Source organism: Leptotrichia rugosa, assembly GCF_041200005.1.
Classification (GTDB): Bacteria; Fusobacteriota; Fusobacteriia; order Fusobacteriales; family Leptotrichiaceae; genus Leptotrichia; species Leptotrichia rugosa.
Window position 1 is genome coordinate 1,426,536 of sequence record NZ_CP165644.1, and the last position, 16,640, is coordinate 1,443,175.

23 protein-coding genes and 4 pseudogenes are annotated in these 16,640 nt (G+C 28.3%); all 27 read right to left on the reverse strand.

The window, feature by feature from the left end:
• Positions 1-20: 20 nt before the first annotated feature.
• Positions 21-656, reverse strand: coding sequence for a hypothetical protein (locus AB8B22_RS07010; protein WP_369710574.1), 636 nt, complete (start codon positions 654-656; stop codon positions 21-23).
• Between the two features lie 13 nt (positions 657-669).
• Positions 670-756 (reverse strand): annotated as a pseudogene (locus tag AB8B22_RS07015) (type II toxin-antitoxin system mRNA interferase toxin, RelE/StbE family); the annotation flags it as partial.
• A gap of 29 nt (positions 757-785) precedes the next feature.
• Positions 786-1,571 (reverse strand): OmpA family protein, encoded by a 786-nt coding sequence (locus AB8B22_RS07020; protein ID WP_369710575.1) that lies wholly within the window; start codon positions 1,569-1,571, stop codon positions 786-788.
• A gap of 14 nt (positions 1,572-1,585) precedes the next feature.
• A pseudogene (locus tag AB8B22_RS07025) lies at positions 1,586-1,690 on the reverse strand (type II toxin-antitoxin system mRNA interferase toxin, RelE/StbE family); the annotation flags it as partial.
• Positions 1,691-1,768: 78 nt separating this feature from the next.
• Complete coding sequence (locus tag AB8B22_RS07030; protein WP_178938164.1) at positions 1,769-2,314, reverse strand: DUF2262 domain-containing protein; 546 nt, start codon at positions 2,312-2,314, stop codon at positions 1,769-1,771.
• Between the two features lie 169 nt (positions 2,315-2,483).
• Positions 2,484-3,023: a hypothetical protein gene (locus tag AB8B22_RS07035; protein WP_369710576.1), complete on the reverse strand. Its 540-nt coding sequence runs from the start codon at positions 3,021-3,023 to the stop codon at positions 2,484-2,486.
• Between the two features lie 17 nt (positions 3,024-3,040).
• On the reverse strand, positions 3,041-3,616 hold the full coding sequence (leuD, locus tag AB8B22_RS07040; RefSeq protein ID WP_369710577.1) for a 3-isopropylmalate dehydratase small subunit: 576 nt from the start codon (positions 3,614-3,616) through the stop codon (positions 3,041-3,043).
• A gap of 42 nt (positions 3,617-3,658) precedes the next feature.
• Entirely contained in the window at positions 3,659-3,907 is a 249-nt protein-coding gene (locus AB8B22_RS07045; RefSeq protein ID WP_369710578.1) for a hypothetical protein, read from the reverse strand.
• A gap of 54 nt (positions 3,908-3,961) precedes the next feature.
• Positions 3,962-5,376, reverse strand: a pseudogene (gene leuC, locus AB8B22_RS07050) (3-isopropylmalate dehydratase large subunit).
• Between the two features lie 145 nt (positions 5,377-5,521).
• Positions 5,522-5,908: a VOC family protein gene (locus tag AB8B22_RS07055; protein ID WP_178934912.1), complete on the reverse strand. Its 387-nt coding sequence runs from the start codon at positions 5,906-5,908 to the stop codon at positions 5,522-5,524.
• Positions 5,909-5,931: 23 nt separating this feature from the next.
• Positions 5,932-6,192 (reverse strand): annotated as a pseudogene (locus tag AB8B22_RS07060) (Fic family protein); the annotation flags it as partial.
• Positions 6,167-6,292: a hypothetical protein gene (locus AB8B22_RS07065; protein WP_369710579.1), complete on the reverse strand. Its 126-nt coding sequence runs from the start codon at positions 6,290-6,292 to the stop codon at positions 6,167-6,169. The gene AB8B22_RS07065 and the pseudogene AB8B22_RS07060, both read right to left, overlap by 26 nt.
• Before the next feature lies 1 nt (position 6,293).
• Positions 6,294-6,695, reverse strand: coding sequence for a hypothetical protein (locus tag AB8B22_RS07070; protein WP_006803822.1), 402 nt, complete (start codon positions 6,693-6,695; stop codon positions 6,294-6,296).
• A gap of 194 nt (positions 6,696-6,889) precedes the next feature.
• On the reverse strand, positions 6,890-7,231 hold the full coding sequence (locus tag AB8B22_RS07075) for a RidA family protein (RefSeq protein WP_369711937.1): 342 nt from the start codon (positions 7,229-7,231) through the stop codon (positions 6,890-6,892).
• Between the two features lie 140 nt (positions 7,232-7,371).
• A complete protein-coding gene (locus tag AB8B22_RS07080) occupies positions 7,372-8,226 on the reverse strand; it encodes a metallophosphoesterase (RefSeq protein WP_369710580.1) in 855 nt (284 codons plus the stop codon).
• Between the two features lie 69 nt (positions 8,227-8,295).
• Positions 8,296-8,439, reverse strand: coding sequence for a hypothetical protein (locus AB8B22_RS07085; RefSeq protein WP_369710581.1), 144 nt, complete (start codon positions 8,437-8,439; stop codon positions 8,296-8,298).
• 62 nt (positions 8,440-8,501) lie between these two features.
• Positions 8,502-8,750, reverse strand: a complete 249-nt coding sequence (locus AB8B22_RS07090; RefSeq protein WP_369710582.1) for a hypothetical protein — start codon at positions 8,748-8,750, stop codon at positions 8,502-8,504.
• A gap of 174 nt (positions 8,751-8,924) precedes the next feature.
• On the reverse strand, positions 8,925-9,284 hold the full coding sequence (locus tag AB8B22_RS07095; RefSeq protein ID WP_369710583.1) for a hypothetical protein: 360 nt from the start codon (positions 9,282-9,284) through the stop codon (positions 8,925-8,927).
• Positions 9,285-9,298: 14 nt separating this feature from the next.
• Positions 9,299-9,865, reverse strand: coding sequence for an NAD(P)H-dependent oxidoreductase (locus tag AB8B22_RS07100; RefSeq protein ID WP_369710584.1), 567 nt, complete (start codon positions 9,863-9,865; stop codon positions 9,299-9,301).
• Positions 9,866-10,161: 296 nt separating this feature from the next.
• Entirely contained in the window at positions 10,162-11,187 is a 1,026-nt protein-coding gene (locus AB8B22_RS07105) for a PDDEXK nuclease domain-containing protein (RefSeq protein ID WP_369710585.1), read from the reverse strand.
• A 55-nt stretch (positions 11,188-11,242) separates the two neighbouring features.
• Positions 11,243-11,422, reverse strand: a complete 180-nt coding sequence (locus AB8B22_RS07110) for a hypothetical protein (RefSeq protein WP_369710586.1) — start codon at positions 11,420-11,422, stop codon at positions 11,243-11,245.
• Between the two features lie 71 nt (positions 11,423-11,493).
• A complete protein-coding gene (locus AB8B22_RS07115; RefSeq protein WP_369710587.1) occupies positions 11,494-11,733 on the reverse strand; it encodes a hypothetical protein in 240 nt (79 codons plus the stop codon).
• 108 nt (positions 11,734-11,841) lie between these two features.
• Positions 11,842-12,237, reverse strand: a complete 396-nt coding sequence (locus AB8B22_RS07120) for a hypothetical protein (RefSeq protein ID WP_295727433.1) — start codon at positions 12,235-12,237, stop codon at positions 11,842-11,844.
• Positions 12,238-12,262: 25 nt separating this feature from the next.
• Positions 12,263-13,771 carry a 2-isopropylmalate synthase gene (locus AB8B22_RS07125; RefSeq protein WP_369710588.1) on the reverse strand — a complete coding sequence of 503 codons (1,509 nt, stop codon included), beginning with the start codon at positions 13,769-13,771 and terminating at the stop codon, positions 12,263-12,265.
• A 30-nt stretch (positions 13,772-13,801) separates the two neighbouring features.
• Entirely contained in the window at positions 13,802-15,259 is a 1,458-nt protein-coding gene (locus AB8B22_RS07130) for a hypothetical protein (RefSeq protein ID WP_369710589.1), read from the reverse strand.
• Positions 15,249-15,899 carry a restriction endonuclease gene (locus tag AB8B22_RS07135; protein ID WP_369710590.1) on the reverse strand — a complete coding sequence of 217 codons (651 nt, stop codon included), beginning with the start codon at positions 15,897-15,899 and terminating at the stop codon, positions 15,249-15,251. Before AB8B22_RS07135 ends, AB8B22_RS07130 begins: the two co-directional genes overlap by 11 nt.
• Positions 15,900-15,950: 51 nt before the next feature.
• A complete protein-coding gene (locus AB8B22_RS07140; protein WP_369710591.1) occupies positions 15,951-16,640 on the reverse strand; it encodes an aspartate/glutamate racemase family protein in 690 nt (229 codons plus the stop codon).

The window sequence follows — 16,640 nt, forward strand, 5'->3', positions numbered from 1 at the left end:
TTTTACTTCCTTTCTAAATTTTAAATTTTTTTATCAAATATTTCTTCTATTTTTTCTTTAAATTCTTCTTTATATTTTTTGCCATCTTTTCTTTTTCTACTCCACCAAGGTGAAGATGGATGTCCAAAACCAAATGTATTTTTTAAAAATTTTGAATTAGATCTTTCAAAAATACAATAACTTTTTTTACTTAAAAATAATATGTAATTAGGTTTTATAACATTAAGTACATTTTCAAAATTTTCTAAAGATTTTTCCTCTATATCTTTTGAAACTTCTATTCCTCTACTTCCATTTATTGAAGGAACAATAAAAAAGTTCATAAAAGAAACTTTATTCCAAAAGTTTTCTACATTAATAATTTCTTTTTTTATCATTGAAAAAAATGGCTGTTTGTTGTTATTATCACAATGTTCTTTTACTACCCATCTTGTATTTATATATTCTGATTTTATTAATTTTATTTCATTTTTATCTGTAAGCCATTTTTTAAAATCTTTTACTTTTTCTCTATCATCATCTTCTCCAAGATAATGACTTTCACCAACTATTAATACTTTATATTTTTCATACTCACTTCCAATATATGGTAACATAAGTCTATGAGTTTCTGAATTTTTATAAAAATCTATCTCTAATAATTTATTATCGTACATTTCTCCCTCCAACTTAAAACAAATCCGAATGTGTCCCAGTTCTCGACAATGTCAAAACCAAGATATTTTTTTCAATTTTATAAATTAAGAGCCAATCAGGCTAAAAAAATTTTTTAAAATATAAGAAAATTACTCATCTTCCAATTGATTTTTTAGTTCATTAAATAAACTTAAATCAAAATTTTTTTCAACTACATTTTTTCCAATAATTTCAACTCTTCTATTATTATATCTTCCTTCTACTGTATCATTAGTATCACTTGAATTTTCAGAGCCTTTTCCCAAAACTTTTACAATTCGCATTTCATCTTTCAATCCACTTTCACGAAATAACTCTGCAAGTCTTTTAGCTCTTTCAAATGATAATTTTTTATTTTCTGTATTATCATTATATCCAATAAATTCCAAATCTGCACTTTCATAAAGTTTATTCCAAATTTTTCTAACAATGCCTTTCATTCTATTTCGTTCATACTCATTTAAATCTTTACCATTTTCTTTAAATCCTCTAATTGAAATTTTCAGTTCACCTTTGGCATCTTCCATTGGAATATCCCAAGCCAAATCGTCCATAACCATCGGATCACTCATAAGTGGAAATTTTTCCAAAATCTTCAAATTTTTCTCAGCTTTTTTAGAACCATTTTGGATTGCCATTTTATAATACTTTTCAGCTTGTTCAGTTTGATCATTTTTAGCATAAAAATTTGCTAAATTATTCATTGCTTTTACATCACCATTTTCAATTTTTTCTTCAAATTCTTTGATTTTTTTATAATACCCTTTAAAATCAAAATCTGTCATTGAATATCCAGAGATGTTTCCTTTTGAATCATTAAATTCTTTGATATTTCCGTCTTGAGAAAATAAATTTATCACAAGTAATAACTGCCAAAATAAAATAAACTTTTTCATAAAATTCCTCCAACTTAAAACAAATCCGAGTGTGTCCCCGTTCTCGACAATGTCAAAACCAAAATATCTTTTTCAATTTTATAAATTAAGAACTAATCAGGTTGAATATGACATTCCCTAAATTTTTTGTAATACTTTTGCTATACAATGTAATTGTATTACTAAATAGCGTAAAAATCAATATTTTTATTAAAAATTTATCCTGCCATATCTCCACCATAAAATTCTCCATTTATATTTCCATCAATAAATAAAATATGACCTCCAAACATTATATAATCTATATCAAATAATCCAACATTAAAACAGCCATTATTATCCATCGTAATTGAACTTACATAAAGTAAATTTTTAAATGCTTCTCTTGTAAAATTTCCATTTCTCAAATTATCAGCTTCTTCTTTCCCAATATATTTTTCTATATCATTAATTAAATTTGGTATATCTTCTTCTTCAAAATCTGACCTAGGCCAATTATCATCTTCTATTATTTCAAATAAATCTTCTCCCGCTGCATCTTTTATTTTCTTGTCCCATTCTTTCGCATTTTCAACCAATATTTTCAAATTCTCCAATTTTTCTCGAACTTCATCAACTTCTTTTTCAAAATCATAATAATCCAAGTATACTTCAATTTCCTCACCATTCCACAAAACTTTGAATTCGCTATTTTCTTCTGGATTTTTTTTAATTTCCTCCATTATTTCATTAACATTTATCTCTTTTAAAATTTTATTTTTCAAATTTAAATTCTCCTTCTTGTTAGATTTTATATTTTTTATTCAAAAATCAATTTTTTTTAAAAATGTGCCTGAAAACTCAAAATATTGAATTTAACAACTTTTACAAAAATTACATTTTCTTTTTTCAAATTTTTCTATTATTTTACAGTTCCCAAACACATTTTATTCTTTAATCCATAAAAAATTCTTCTATTTCTCCATCAAAATTAAAACAAGCACAAAATTCTTTATCTACAAAAAATACTCTTTCATACATACTGATTATAAAATTAGAACTTTCTTCACCATCGCCATAATCAAGCGTAATTGCCATATCTTCATTATCAAGTAACTTTTTAAATGCTTCTTTTGTAAGAAAATTATTTTTCATAATTTTTTCTGTATCTTCTTTCCCAATTATTTCAATTAATTTTTTTTCAACATCAGAAATGTCTTTATTTTCATAATAAATTTCAGCATATTCTGGCTTTATCCATTTTTCTTCATTAAACCAGTCAACAAATTCGTCAGCAAATAAATTTTTACATTTTTTATCCCAATATTCTTTATTTTCTAAAATTTTTTCAACCATTTCTTCGACTTTTGTTTCATCAATTTCATCTTCATCAATATCATCTTCACCATTACAGTACAATCTCATTTCTATTTCATGATTTATCCACATCACTTTACGAGTATGCTCTCCATCTATGATTTCCCAATTTTTCATTTTTACTCCTTTTTTGACTACTTATGACTTTCCTCATACTTTCTAATCTCATCTTCATGCTGTAAAGTCAATCCAATTGAATCCAGTCCCTTAAGTAGTCTTTGTTTCCAGCTTTCTTCCAGCTCAAAAACATATTCTTTCCCATTCGCAATCAATTTGTTATTTTCCAAATCAACTGTAACCTTCACATCTCCAGGCAATTTTGATAATTCGATTCTGTCTGCTTCTGGCAAAGTTATTGGCAGATGCCCATTGTTTAACCAGTTCATGTAAAAAATTCCTGAATATCCTCCAGCCACAATTACATGAATTCCGTAGTCTTGCAATGCCCAAGCGGCATGCTCTCTACTTGACCCACAGCCAAAATTATCTCCAGTAATTAAAATTGTCCCATTTTTGTATTCTGGCTTATTTAAGTTAAAATCCATATTGTCAGACCCATCTTCGTTGTATCTCCACTCATCGAATACATGTATTCCAAATCCTGTTTTTTCGATACTTTTTAAATATTGTTTTGGAATTAATTGATCCGTGTCAATATTGTCATTCATTATTGGAACGATTGTTCCTTCATATTTTGTAAATGGTTTCATTTTTCTCTCCTTCATTTTTTTGTATAAAAATCCTATTTTTAACTACTTTTTAAAAGGATTTTTCAACTTGTCTTTTAGCCCTTTTTTGATTAAATTAAGGACACAATCAAAAATATTGTTTGCTTCGGTTTCACCAATATTTAACTCTTTTACATAACGACTTACAACTTGCTCTTTTCCTTTTTGCCCTATTTCTGAGCAACTTTCAAAAATACTTATAACCTTCTGAGAAAAATTTTCATCATATCCAAATTGTTGTTGCAGTTCCTTAATCATTTCATTTTTATTCATTTTATTTACATCTTTCTATTTTGTATAAATTATTTAAAATTCTTTAACATTGAATTATTTCACTTCATCCAATTCTCTCACATCCACAAATTTCCCATAAATTGCAGCAGCAGCAGCCATCGCAGGACTTACCAGATGAGTTCTTGCACCTTTTCCTTGCCGTCCTTCAAAGTTTCTGTTGGAAGTTGAGGCACAATGCTCTCCAGCTGGTATCAAGTCAGGATTCATCCCAAGACAAGTGGAACATCCAGCTTCTCTCCATTCAAATCCCGCATCTTTTAATATCTGTGCAATTCCATTTTCTTCAGCCGCTTTTTTAACAACTTGTGAGCCAGGAACTACAACTGCTGTAATATTTGGTGCAACCTTCTTTCCTTTTACAATTTTTGCAACAATTTCCAGATCGCTCAATCTTCCATTTGTACAAGAACCGATAAATACGTGCTTTAAAGGTATGTCAAATGGAGTTTGCCCTGGTTTTAAGCCCATATATTCGTATGCTTTTTCATCATTGTGATCTCTGATTTCCGGAAATTTTTCAGTAACATTAATTCCCATTTCAGGATTTGTTCCCCAAGTAACTTGTGGCTCAAGGTTTGAAACATCAACTTTTATATATTTGTCAAATGCATCTACAGAATCTGTGTACAATTCTTTCCATTCAGCCACTTTTTTATCAAATTCCTCACCTTTTGGTGCAAATCTTCTTCCTTTTACATATTCAAAAGTTATTTCGTCGGGTGCGATAATTCCAGATTTTCCTCCTCCTTCGATTGCCATATTACAAATTGTCATTCTTCCTTCCATTGACATATTTCTAATTGTATCTCCAAAAAACTCGAAAGCATAACCATTTCCAAGCCCAATTCCGTAAGTCTTGATTATATGAAGAATTATATCTTTCGCATAAACACCTTTTTGCAATTTTCCAGTAATTTCAATTCCCATTGTTTTTGGTTTCTTTTGCCAAATTGTCTGTGTAGCCAAAACATGTTCCACTTCACTCGTACCAATTCCAAATGCCAAAGCTCCAAAAGCTCCGTGAGTCGCAGTGTGGCTATCTCCACAAACTACAGTTTTTCCAGCTGTGTCAACCCTTGCTCGCCCACCATATGCACAATTCCGTTATTTTCATCAAACATATCCACAAGTTCAATCCCAAATTCTTTACAATTAGTTGCCAACGCATCTAACTGTGCCTTTGAAACTTTATCTTTAATATTCATTCTGTCAGCCATAATTGTTGGCGTATTGTGGTCCATTGTTCCAAATGTCAAGTCAGGTCTTCTAACCTTTCTCCCTGCAATTCTCAATCCTGAAAACGCCTGTGGCGAAGTAACCTCATGAATCAAGTGCAAATCAATATACAAAAGTTGTGCTTCCCCAGGTTCTCCCGTAATCACGTGTTTTTCCCACACTTTGTCAAACAAAGTTTTAGGTTTTTTTGTTTCATTTTTAATTTCTGACATTTTTTTATCCTCCGATTTTCTCTCCAAATTCTTGTCTCTAAATTTTTAATTAATTTACTTAATTTATGTATTTACCAAATTTTTCAACTACTTTTAAAATATAAAAATACATTATCGAATCTTTTTTATTAAATAGTTGATACTGCTACTCTGTAATTTCTATTAAATTTCCATCAACATCTTCCACAACGCTTTCATAATATCCATCTCCCGTTGTTCTTGGTCCACTCAAGCACTTAAATCCATCATTAGTAAGTTTTTTTGTCAAACTGTCTACATTTTTTGCATCTCCTACACTAAATGCAATATGAATAAATCCCATATTCATAATTTTATCCTCTCTATCAGTCAATTCTGGTCTTGACATAATTTCTAATCTCACATCACTGTTCGGAAAGCTCAAAAAATATGTTTGTAATCCCGTTTTAAGATTACGGTACTTATTATTTGCCTTTGCATTAAAATATTTTTCATAAAATTCTCTTGATTTTTCTAAATCCTTTACATAAAGTGCCACATGATTAATTTTCATTTTACTCCTCCTAAATTTTTTTATTCTAAATTTATATTTTTAATCACATAAATATCCAATTTTTGGTCATTCGCAAGTTCAGTCAACATATAGTCAATTGCCTTTTTGTGATTCAAAACTTCAAAAACCTCACGAACACTCTTACTTCCAGGTATTGTGCTATCTAAAATAATCGTAGCCGTTTCATTTAGTGTCAATGTATTTCCTTCAATCGCATTTGAGTGATATGTTATTCTTACTGATAAATCTAAAAAATATTCATAATTTATATTTTTTATATCCATTTTCTCCAAGTTTCTCTACAAGTCTTTTTGCATCTTCCATATTATCATAATCTAGTGCAACAAATATTCTATCTTTTACTCTCTCATCAATTCTAGTCATTCTAATCTTCCTTTCTTTTAACTTCTTTTATTTCAAACATTCCCATAAAAATTAGAATCAAAATTTCTAAAATAAATATCGGAATTGCAATAAAAACGGCTGCTTGATGTATATTCATAATTAACACTGCCATTAGAATCTGAAAGATAAAAATAATTCCCCATGCTTTAAAATGAAGTGTTATTCTGTAATTTTGATTATCTGATTCCACATTTATAACTTTTTTAGGAGTTTTTATTAAAAAATTATTGCATACTTGAAGCGTTTGTTCTCCATAGTCTACATCAATTTCTGTTTTTTCATTAAATTTTACTTCTACAATTTTTTCATCATTTATTTTTAATTTAAACTTATCTCCTCCACCATTAGAAGATATTTTTGATTCTATAATTATTTTAGGCATCGGCTTTTCCTTGTATAATATAGTTACATTATACAAGCTCCTTTCTTTAAATTTTTTATATTGAATTTTTATTTCATCTTTCAAGATTACCTTTTCACAATAAAAACATTTATATTTATATTTCGATTTTTTTTCAAATTGTTTTATTTTATTTTCTCTCTAATTTTGAGATTTATAACTTTTCTATTTATTTCTTAATCAACAACTGCACTTACTTCTATTTCTATCATCAATTCCTTATCAATTAATAAAGACACCTCTACCATTGTTGCAACTGGTTTAATGTCCCTAAAAAATTCTCCATATGCTCTTCCATATTCTTCCCATTTTGAAATATCTGTAACAAACATTCTTGTTCTAATAACATTTTTTAACCCTAATCCTTCCTTTTCAAGAACTTTTTTTATATTTTCAAGAATATATTTTGTCTGTTCATAAGCATTTCCTGCTACATAAGGCTTTCCATCCTTGACAGCTGTTGTTCCTGCTATTTCAAAAATATTTCCTATCCTTACTGCTCTCGAATATCCTACAATGTCCTACCAAGGAGAATTTCCACCTATATTTTTTCTCATTAATTTAATTCTTTTCAAATTCTCATACTTCTCTTATTTTTTCAATAATAACATTCATATTCTGGTTTGTCAAAAAGATTATAACAAAATTTTATTATTTTTTATCCTCTTTTAAGTTCAAAAATCACAATCTCAGGCTGTGCAAAAAACCTAATAAACATTTCAAGAAAGGCTCCTCCTAGCCCTGAGGTAATATAAATTTTATGTCCTCCGTACTCTTTCATTCCATAGCCATATTTCTTTTTATCTTTCACTGCTGACATAATAATTTTTCCAAAAAAAGTAACTTGTCCAGCATGACTGTGTCCCGCTAAAATCATATCAGTTTTTTCCTTTTCATCTTCTGACATCTGTTCAAAATATTCAGGATTATGAGTCAAAAACAATACAAAATCCTCTTTTTTTAGCCCTTCAAGAGCCTTTTTCGCATCAGGCTTTCCATGCCACAAGTCTGTTACTCCTGCAATATATATATTTTCATTGTTAATTGTTATTTTCCTATTTTCATTTGCGAGAAGATTAAATCCAAGTTTTTTCATATTTTCAGCAGTTTCCTTTTCACCTGGATATTCATGATTCCCATAAATCGCATACACTCCAAGTTCTGGAATCTTTATATCCTTCGCATCCTCATAAAACTTAGGAATATTTTTCTCCCAAGTCGCATAATCTCCCCCTAGCAGTATCATATCCTTTTTCTGTGCATTAATCAGCTCAATCGCCTTTTTTTCCTGAACTCGATTAAACCGTGTCATCGTATCATATTGAAAATCTGCTACAAACAGCACTCTCTTTCCATCAAACTCCTTTGGAATATCTTTCGATTTTATCTCAATCATTTTAATTTTTATTTGTTTATATTCATAATGTGAATCAATCAAAAACACAATCAAAAGCACAATAATTATTGTTAAAAAAACATACAAAACATTAAGAATCCAACTTTTTGTCTTCATTTTTTCTCCTCGCTACTGTTAAATAAAAAAATATTTTAAGAAACAGATTTATTTTTATCATTTTTGTTTTTACTTTTTTCGCTTAAATAGATTAAATAGTAGTCCCAGATAAAATATAAAATCCATCATTCCAGCATAACTTCCAAAGCCATATATTATAATAAATACAAAGACTCCTCCCTGTCCCATTTCATCCATTTCAGGACTTGACATAATAGAACCAGCCCATATTAAAAATATTGCTACTTTTATTGTTACTATAATTAATGGTGGAATTAAAAGACTTTTTTACTGACTTTTATTTTTGAAACTAAGTAAGCGAAAATCAAACTAATAATAATGAATAGCAACTCCGGCAGCAGCAATAATTTTTCCAAAATCCACTCATTTTTTATATTAAAATTTAACAAAAAGTCATAAAATCTGCTATCAACCATTATCCAAGATATCCTCGCAATCGTTAAACCAATATCAAAAAATGATAAAAACAATACATAGAATATCCAAAAAAATACTTTTTTCATTTTTATTCTCCACCTAATTTTTTATTTAGCTATTTAAGAATTTCAAAAATCAAATTCTTTTTTTCAAAAATATTTTACTCATTAGGATTATCATCAAGAACTATCGCACAAATAATATAATCCAGCAAGACAATTCCTTTTTCATAATATAAAACTCCTTATTTTATGTAATTATTACCTTAAAAAAATATAAATCAATGTCATAAAAATTGAAACTATAAAAAAGCCAAATACTTTCCAATATCTATAATATAAAGCTTCACACAAAGCGTACAAATTAAAGAAAATTAATGATAAAAATAATAAATATTCTTTTTCTTTAAAGAAAGATGCTATTCCTGTTATAAGAAACAGACATCCACTTAAAAACATCAATATTACTTTTACTTTAAGTTGAAAAACTGTGATTTCTTCAGGTAATTCTCTATGCTGTAATTTAGCCTTCATTATTTTATTTTTCCCAAAAAGGTAATACCCATTTGTCATAATTTCTATTAAGCCGAAAACTACAATTATAATTTTAAATATAAACATTTCTCCCCCTTTTCTCATTCACTCACAAATTCCTTAACCTTCTCAAGAAATTTCTTTCTATCTTCATCTTTCCCTTGCATTCTCAAACTATAATGAATCCATTTCGTTTTCTTAATCCCAATTCCACCAAGATTAGCCTTTTTCATCGTAATCCCGAAACCTGTTATATTTAACAAAAATTTGGGTGCTGTAGCAGTTGTAATCATTTTTGCTGTTTTTATATTAGTCAAAAAACCTTTTATTCCATTCTGTGTATTTTCGTATGCAAATCCTCTCAACATAACTTTGTCAAAAAATCCTTTTAATATAGCAGGTAATGACATCCACCAAATTGGAAAAATTAATATTAATTCATCTGTATTTTTCAAAATTTCCTGATATTTCAAAACCAAAGGATCAGCACTTTTTCCTTGCGAATATAATTCCAAATCTTTTTCACTCATCACAGGATTGAATCCATCTTTATTCAAATCTATAATTGTATATTTTTCTTTTGTTTCATCAAGTTTTTCCACTACTTTATCTAAAATTGCTTTATTGAAACTTCCATTCCATGGATGTGCAAAAACTATTGTTTTCATTTTAAAATTCCTTCTTTCTGTAAATAATTTCTATAAAATCTAAAAATATATTTATTTTAGAGCCATCTGAAAATTACAATTTTTTTCTTTTAACCAAAATTTATTTAATTTCTATCTCAACTTCTTTCCAAAGTAAACACTACAATTTCAGGCTTTGCAAAAAATCTGATAAACACTCCTTTCACAGCTCCTCCTACTCCAGAAATAAAACTCATAATGTGCATAAATTAACGCTAAAATAGGGATTAATAAAAAAATTTCCATTATTAAAACCAATATTTTTATCTTTTTCATTTCTACATATCCACTTCATTATTTATTTCAAACAATATTTTTTGTCTTTCAATTTCATTTATCAATTCTTCTTCACTAGGAAGATAATTTACATATTTACTTGCAAAAAGATTTTTATTATCATTCAAGACTGAATATTTTATAACGGTACTATCTGTATCGGTACAAAGAAGAAGCCCTATTGTCGGATTATCATTTTCCTGTTTTTTCAAGTCATCGTACATTCTGACATACATATCAAGCTGTCCTATATCCTGATGTGTTAAATTTCCTGTTTTTAACTCTACTATAACAAAACATTTCAAAATATAGTTATAAAATACCAAATCTCTATAAAAATCTGAATTTTCTGTACGAATATGCTGCTGCCTTTCCACAAATGCAAAACCTTTTCCAAGTTCCATCATAAACTTTTGAATATCGTCTGTTAATGCTTTTTCCAATTGACTTTCAGTATAAGACATATTTGTTGGTAAATCTAGAAACTCCAACACTACTGGATTTTTTATAAATTCTTTTGCTTGTAGCTTTTTTGTCTTCTCTTTCATTTCATTTTCAACCGTCTTTTTATCGATACTTGCAACAATACGATTATAATAAAGTGTAGATATATTTCGATCTAACGTTCTTACAGACCACATATTTTCTGCTGCTTCCGTCAAATAAAATATTCTAGCTTTCTCATCAGAAACTCTTAAAACTTTTTGAATGTGTGTCCAAGTTAATTTGGAAATCAGTGATTTCCATTTTTCATAATCTGAAAATAGCACATAAAACTGTCTAATATTCCGAATATTTCTTTCACCAAAACCTTTTCCAAATTCTTCTGTCAATTCTTTTGATAAATTTTTGATAATTTCTTTCCCGTATTCTGCTCTTTCTCTTCCACTCTGTTCTTCTTCTACAATTCGTCTACCGATTTTCCAATATGCTTCCACCATTGCCGAATTTACAGCGGTATATGCTTTTTGTCTAGCATTTTTAAGTATTTTCTTTATTTCATTAATGTAATTATTTGATATTTCCATCAAAATCCCCTCCCTTTTAAAATTACTTATTATAAAGTCTATTTATTCGATTTTTTTATAGTCCTCTAATCCATTTTTCTACATGATCAGCCACAATATCATTATTTAAATTTTGAAATATAAAGTGATCATTTCCAAAAATACCTTCTTTTGGAAGTTCAAATAAAACTGAATTTCCACCTTCATCGTTGTAATTTTTTACAAAATTTTTACATTTTCCAATCTTTCTTTCCAAATTGAAGTTGACAAAATTTTAGGATCTCCATTTTCAATGTAATCACCAAAATAAAATGCTATAGGTATTTTTTATGATAATAATTCTTTGTATTCTATACTATTTTCTGCCGCAGGTCCACCAGGTTCAATTGCAACTATTGCTTTTATATTTTTGGTATAAACAGGTGCTAACCAACCTGGAGATCCTCCTTGAGAACGGCTAATAAGTATAGATTTTTTATCTGTTCTCTTGTATACTTCATCAATAGTGGCAACAAGAGCCTTAGCAACAACTTCTTTATCAAAATCAAGCCCTCTGTCTGATTTCATCCCTGTATCAGGAGTCATTTGTCTAAAAAATTGGTCAATTGAGTACTCGTCGTCTGAAAATTGCGAGTTTTTGTTTAAAACTACCTTATATAAATCAATTTTTTTTATTTACTCTTTTACTTTCAAAACTAAAGGATTTCCAAAAACAAAATATAGATTCATCACTATAACAAATAAAATCATATATAAAAAACCTTTACTAGCTTCTATTTTTAGTTTTATTTTCAAGAAAGCTCCAAGTAATGAAATTACAACTAAACATACAAAAAGTAAATATACTTTATAATTTTGTTTTATTTCAATTTCTGTAACTTCTTTTTCAATATTTATTTTTTGTTCAGAACTTTTAAAATACAAAGTTCGTACTTTAATTGTATGTTCTCCATAATCTACATTTTCAATTTCTTTTTTATTTTCTTTAAATTTTATAACTTCATCATCCAGAAAAAAATTCATTGAAGTATTTTTTTTACCTGATTTATCATTTATAACTAATTTAGGCATAATTTTTCACCTTTCCAAAAAAAAACTATTTATTATAAAGTCTATTTATCCCATTAATATAAGCCTTAATACTAGCCTCAACCACATCCGTACTTTGTCCTCTACCGATAAATCTGTTTCCATTTTTCTCAATTATAACAACAACCTGTGCCTGTGCATCTGTATCTCCTGTAATTGCTTCCAATTTATATTCTTCTAAAACAAAAGTGTCGCTCACTGCTAAGTTTACTGCATTGTAAGCTGCATCAACTGGCCCATCTCCAAGAGCTTCTTTAATCAATTTTTCTCCATCCAAGTCGATTGTAACTGTAGCTTTTGGTTTTTTCCCTTCCTGTCTTGAAATTTCAAAGTGAGTAAGTTTTATTCTTCCTTCGATTTTTGCTGCATCTCCAGCGACTAATGCGATAATATCTTCATCTAAAACATATTTTTTCTTGTCTGCCAATTTTTTAAATTGTGCAAATAATTCTTCCACTCTTTTTTCATCAATATGGTCAAATCCAAGCGATTGTAATTTTTGAACAAAAGCATGTTTTCCAGACAATTTTCCAAGTACCAAGCTATCTGTATTTCTTCCAACAGATTCAGGACTCATAATTTCGTAAGTTTCAGGATTTGCTAATACTCCATGTTGATGAATTCCTGATTCGTGTGCAAATGCGTTCGCTCCAACGATTGCTTTATTTGGCTGTGTTGTAACTCCCGTCAAAAGACTTACTAATTTACTTGTTGGATAAATTTGCTTTGAATCAATGTTTGTGTAATATTCTTCAAATAAATCTTTTCTCGTTTTCAAAATCATTGCAATTTCTTCAAGTGAAGTATTTCCAGCTCTTTCACCAAGTCCATTAATTGTACACTCAATTTGAGTTGCTCCAGCTTGAATCGCTGCAACCGAATTTGCCACAGAAAGTCCCAAATCATCATGGCAATGCACAGAAATATCAACATTTTCAATTCCTTTAACATTTTTTCTCAAATAAGTTATAAGTTCAAACATTTCATTCGGAGTTCTGTAACCCACAGTATCAGGCACATTAAGTGTAGTCGCTCCAGCTTTTATAGCTGTTTCATACACTTCCAACAAAAATTCCTTTTCAGTTCTAGTCGCATCTTCCGAAGAAAATTCAACATCATCAACAAATGATTTTGCAAGTTCCACCATTTCTTTTACTCTTTCAAGAATTTGCTCTTTTGTCATTTTCAACTTAAATTCTCTATGAATAGGCGAAGTCGCAATAAATGTATGAATTCTAGGTTTTGCCGCACCTTCTAAAGCTTTTCCCGCTGCCTCAATATCCTTTCTCACAGCTCTTGATAAACTACAAACTGTCGAATTCTTTACATTTTCCGAAATCATCTTAACCGCTTCAAAATCCCCAGGCGATGCCACAGCAAACCCAGCTTCAATTATATCCACTCCAAGACTTTCAAGCTGTTTTGCAATTCTCAATTTCTCCTGTGCGTTAAGATTAACTCTTGGTGTCTGTTCTCCATCTCTTAGTGTTGTATCAAATATTTTAATATGTTTCATATTTATCTCCCTCTCTATAAACTTAATTTTTTAAAATAATTTATTTATATACAATCCATTTCTAATTTTAAAATCCAAAATTTCTTTTTCTGTGTAATTTAAAATCTCATAATTAAATTTTTTAAATTCTATTCTTGATAAAACCTTTTTTGTAAATGGTCTTTTTGCTGTCATATCTGATATGGATTTTAAAAATCTAATTGTTTCCGTTGAATTTAATATATCACAAACAATCTCTGCATCTTTTTTATTTTCAAAAGCTAAAAAATAGCAAGTGTCATCAACCATGACAGGTTTTTCAGAAAAAATTACTTTAAATATTGGATCTTTATAAAATCCTGATATTGCAACCTTATATTTCATATAACTATAATCACCTATTCCAAACATACTGTACTGTGGCATTTTTTTATAAATTGAACTTTTTCGTTTCATAAAATTATCTTTATGTTTTTCAAGATAATTCCAAGTTTTAGGATATTTCTCCTTTATCCATAAAGTATCTTCTTTCATTTTTTTTTGAGTTACTAAAACATATTTTTTAAAAACATTTTCTTTAAAATTTTTAATATGACTACTTTTTATTAATGGATATACTAAATCTTCTTCTATTTCTACTTTTTCTTTTAATCCATTCATATAATTTTTTTTATTTAATTCTAATTCACAAATTTTAGAGCAGTCATGCTTTATTCCCTGCCTCCATTCAAATTCACACTTTCCATCTAAATCAGAACTGTAATTAGTATTTAGAAAAAATTTATTATCAGCATATCCTATTGTATCTACATAACTATTGTTAAAATTATAAATATTCACTTCATTTTGAACTTTGGTATCACTCGAACAATCAATAATCAAAAGGCAGGCAGGTACACTGATATTAAATATTTTTTTTGAATCAAAATTAATTATTTTTATATTTCTACTTTTATAGCTAGTTCTGTATAATTCCTTAAAAATATTAATCGCAACACTTTTTTTGCATAACATAGCTAATATGAATTTTCTTTTTGAGAATTTATTTAATAAATTTAAAATAATTGATTCTGAAATATCGAAATTAGACATTCCTGATAATGCTTCTAATCCTTTGTATTTTTTTAAATTTGTTTTTTGGGGTAAATTTTTAGAACCAAATTTTCCTAATTCTGTATTAGACACCCAAGGTGGATTTCCAAGTATTAATGTCTTGCCAAATTTTTCCATATCTTTATCCCACTTATAGCTAAATATGGATTCATTATAAATTATTGCTTTTGGATTGTTCTTTTTTGCAGTATCTGAATAATTTTTATTTATTTCTATTCCAAACATTTCTGATTTATAATACTTTTTTGAAGCTTCAAAGAAATTTCCTATTCCACAACTAGGCTCTATTATAAAATCTGGTGTAAAATCATAATTATTTTTTATGTATTTTACTACTGTACTTGCAAAATCTAAAGGAGTTTGATAATCACCGTATTCTTTTTTGTTATCTAACATAATTGTAAACACCTTCTATTTGATTATTTAACTCAATTACTCTTTTATACTGCAATCTCCACTGTAAAGCATTTGAAACAGTTAAATATCCTTGTTCAAATGGTTTTTTCAAAATCTCTTCAGCTATCATATTATGCTCTATCTCGTCTCCTGGAATTCTTCTATCGTTTAAATAAGACACTATATCCTCTTTATTAGCACCTGCATTTTTCATATTTATTAGCATTTGTGTAGTTGTGTAATCTGCCGTTCTATGTTTTTCTATAAAAGTGATATATTTAAAATTTATTTTACATAATCTTTGATCATTGTCAATGTAATCCTTTTTTTCATAAACAAATACAATTAAATTATACCCCAATCCAAATATCTTTTGTCTAGCATTTCTATAAGGACAGGATGATTGTCGCTGTACTATGGAAGTTGCTTTTATATCTGTATTTAATCCAGGCAAATCAATTCCTTTTGCAGAATTTCCTGTTCCTAAATCTCCATATTTATCTTCTAAAAACTTTTGAAATAATTTTTCAATATAAGTTCCAACTTTTTTACCATCAGTAACTCCATATAAATTATTATGAAAAATTTTACTTTGCAATTCTGAAAATTCCACCGCTTCCTTTATTAAATCTATATTCATATCCCTTCCCTTTCTCCAATTAACTTTTTTAACTTAATTTAAAAGTTACTATTACAATATAGAATAAATTGCCGCCTCTTCTGCATGAATAACCGCTGTATCAAACAATGGAACATCAGTATCCTCATTTTTTATAAGAAGCCCTATTTCAGTACATCCTAGTATTATACCCTCTGCCCCTTTACTTCTAAGTTTATCAACAATTTCTAAAAATTTCTTTTTTGAATTAGAATTGATAGTTCCAAGACAAAGTTCGTCATATATTACTTTATTTATAATTTCTATATCATTTTTGTCAGGAATTATGACATTTATCCCTTTTTCAATAAGTTTCGATTTATAAAAACCCTGTTCCATCGTATATTTTGTTCCAAGCAATGCTATATTTTTTAATCCTTTTTCTAATATCTTTTCTGCTGTCATTTCGGCGATATGCAATATTGGAATGGAGATTTTTTCTTTAATCTGGTTAATAACCTTGTGCATTGTATTTGTGCAAATAACTATAAAGTCTGCTCCCGCTTTTTCAAGATTATTAGCAGCCTCTCCCAAAATTTCTCCACTTTTTTCCCAGTTACCATTTGCCTGACATTCTTCTATTTCCTGAAAGTCAATACTGTATAATATACATTTAGCCGAATGAAGTCCACCTAATTTTTCTTTCACAGTTTCATTTATTATTTTATAATAAGTTACTGTGCTTTCCCAGCTCATTCCTCCTATTAATCCTATTATTTTCAA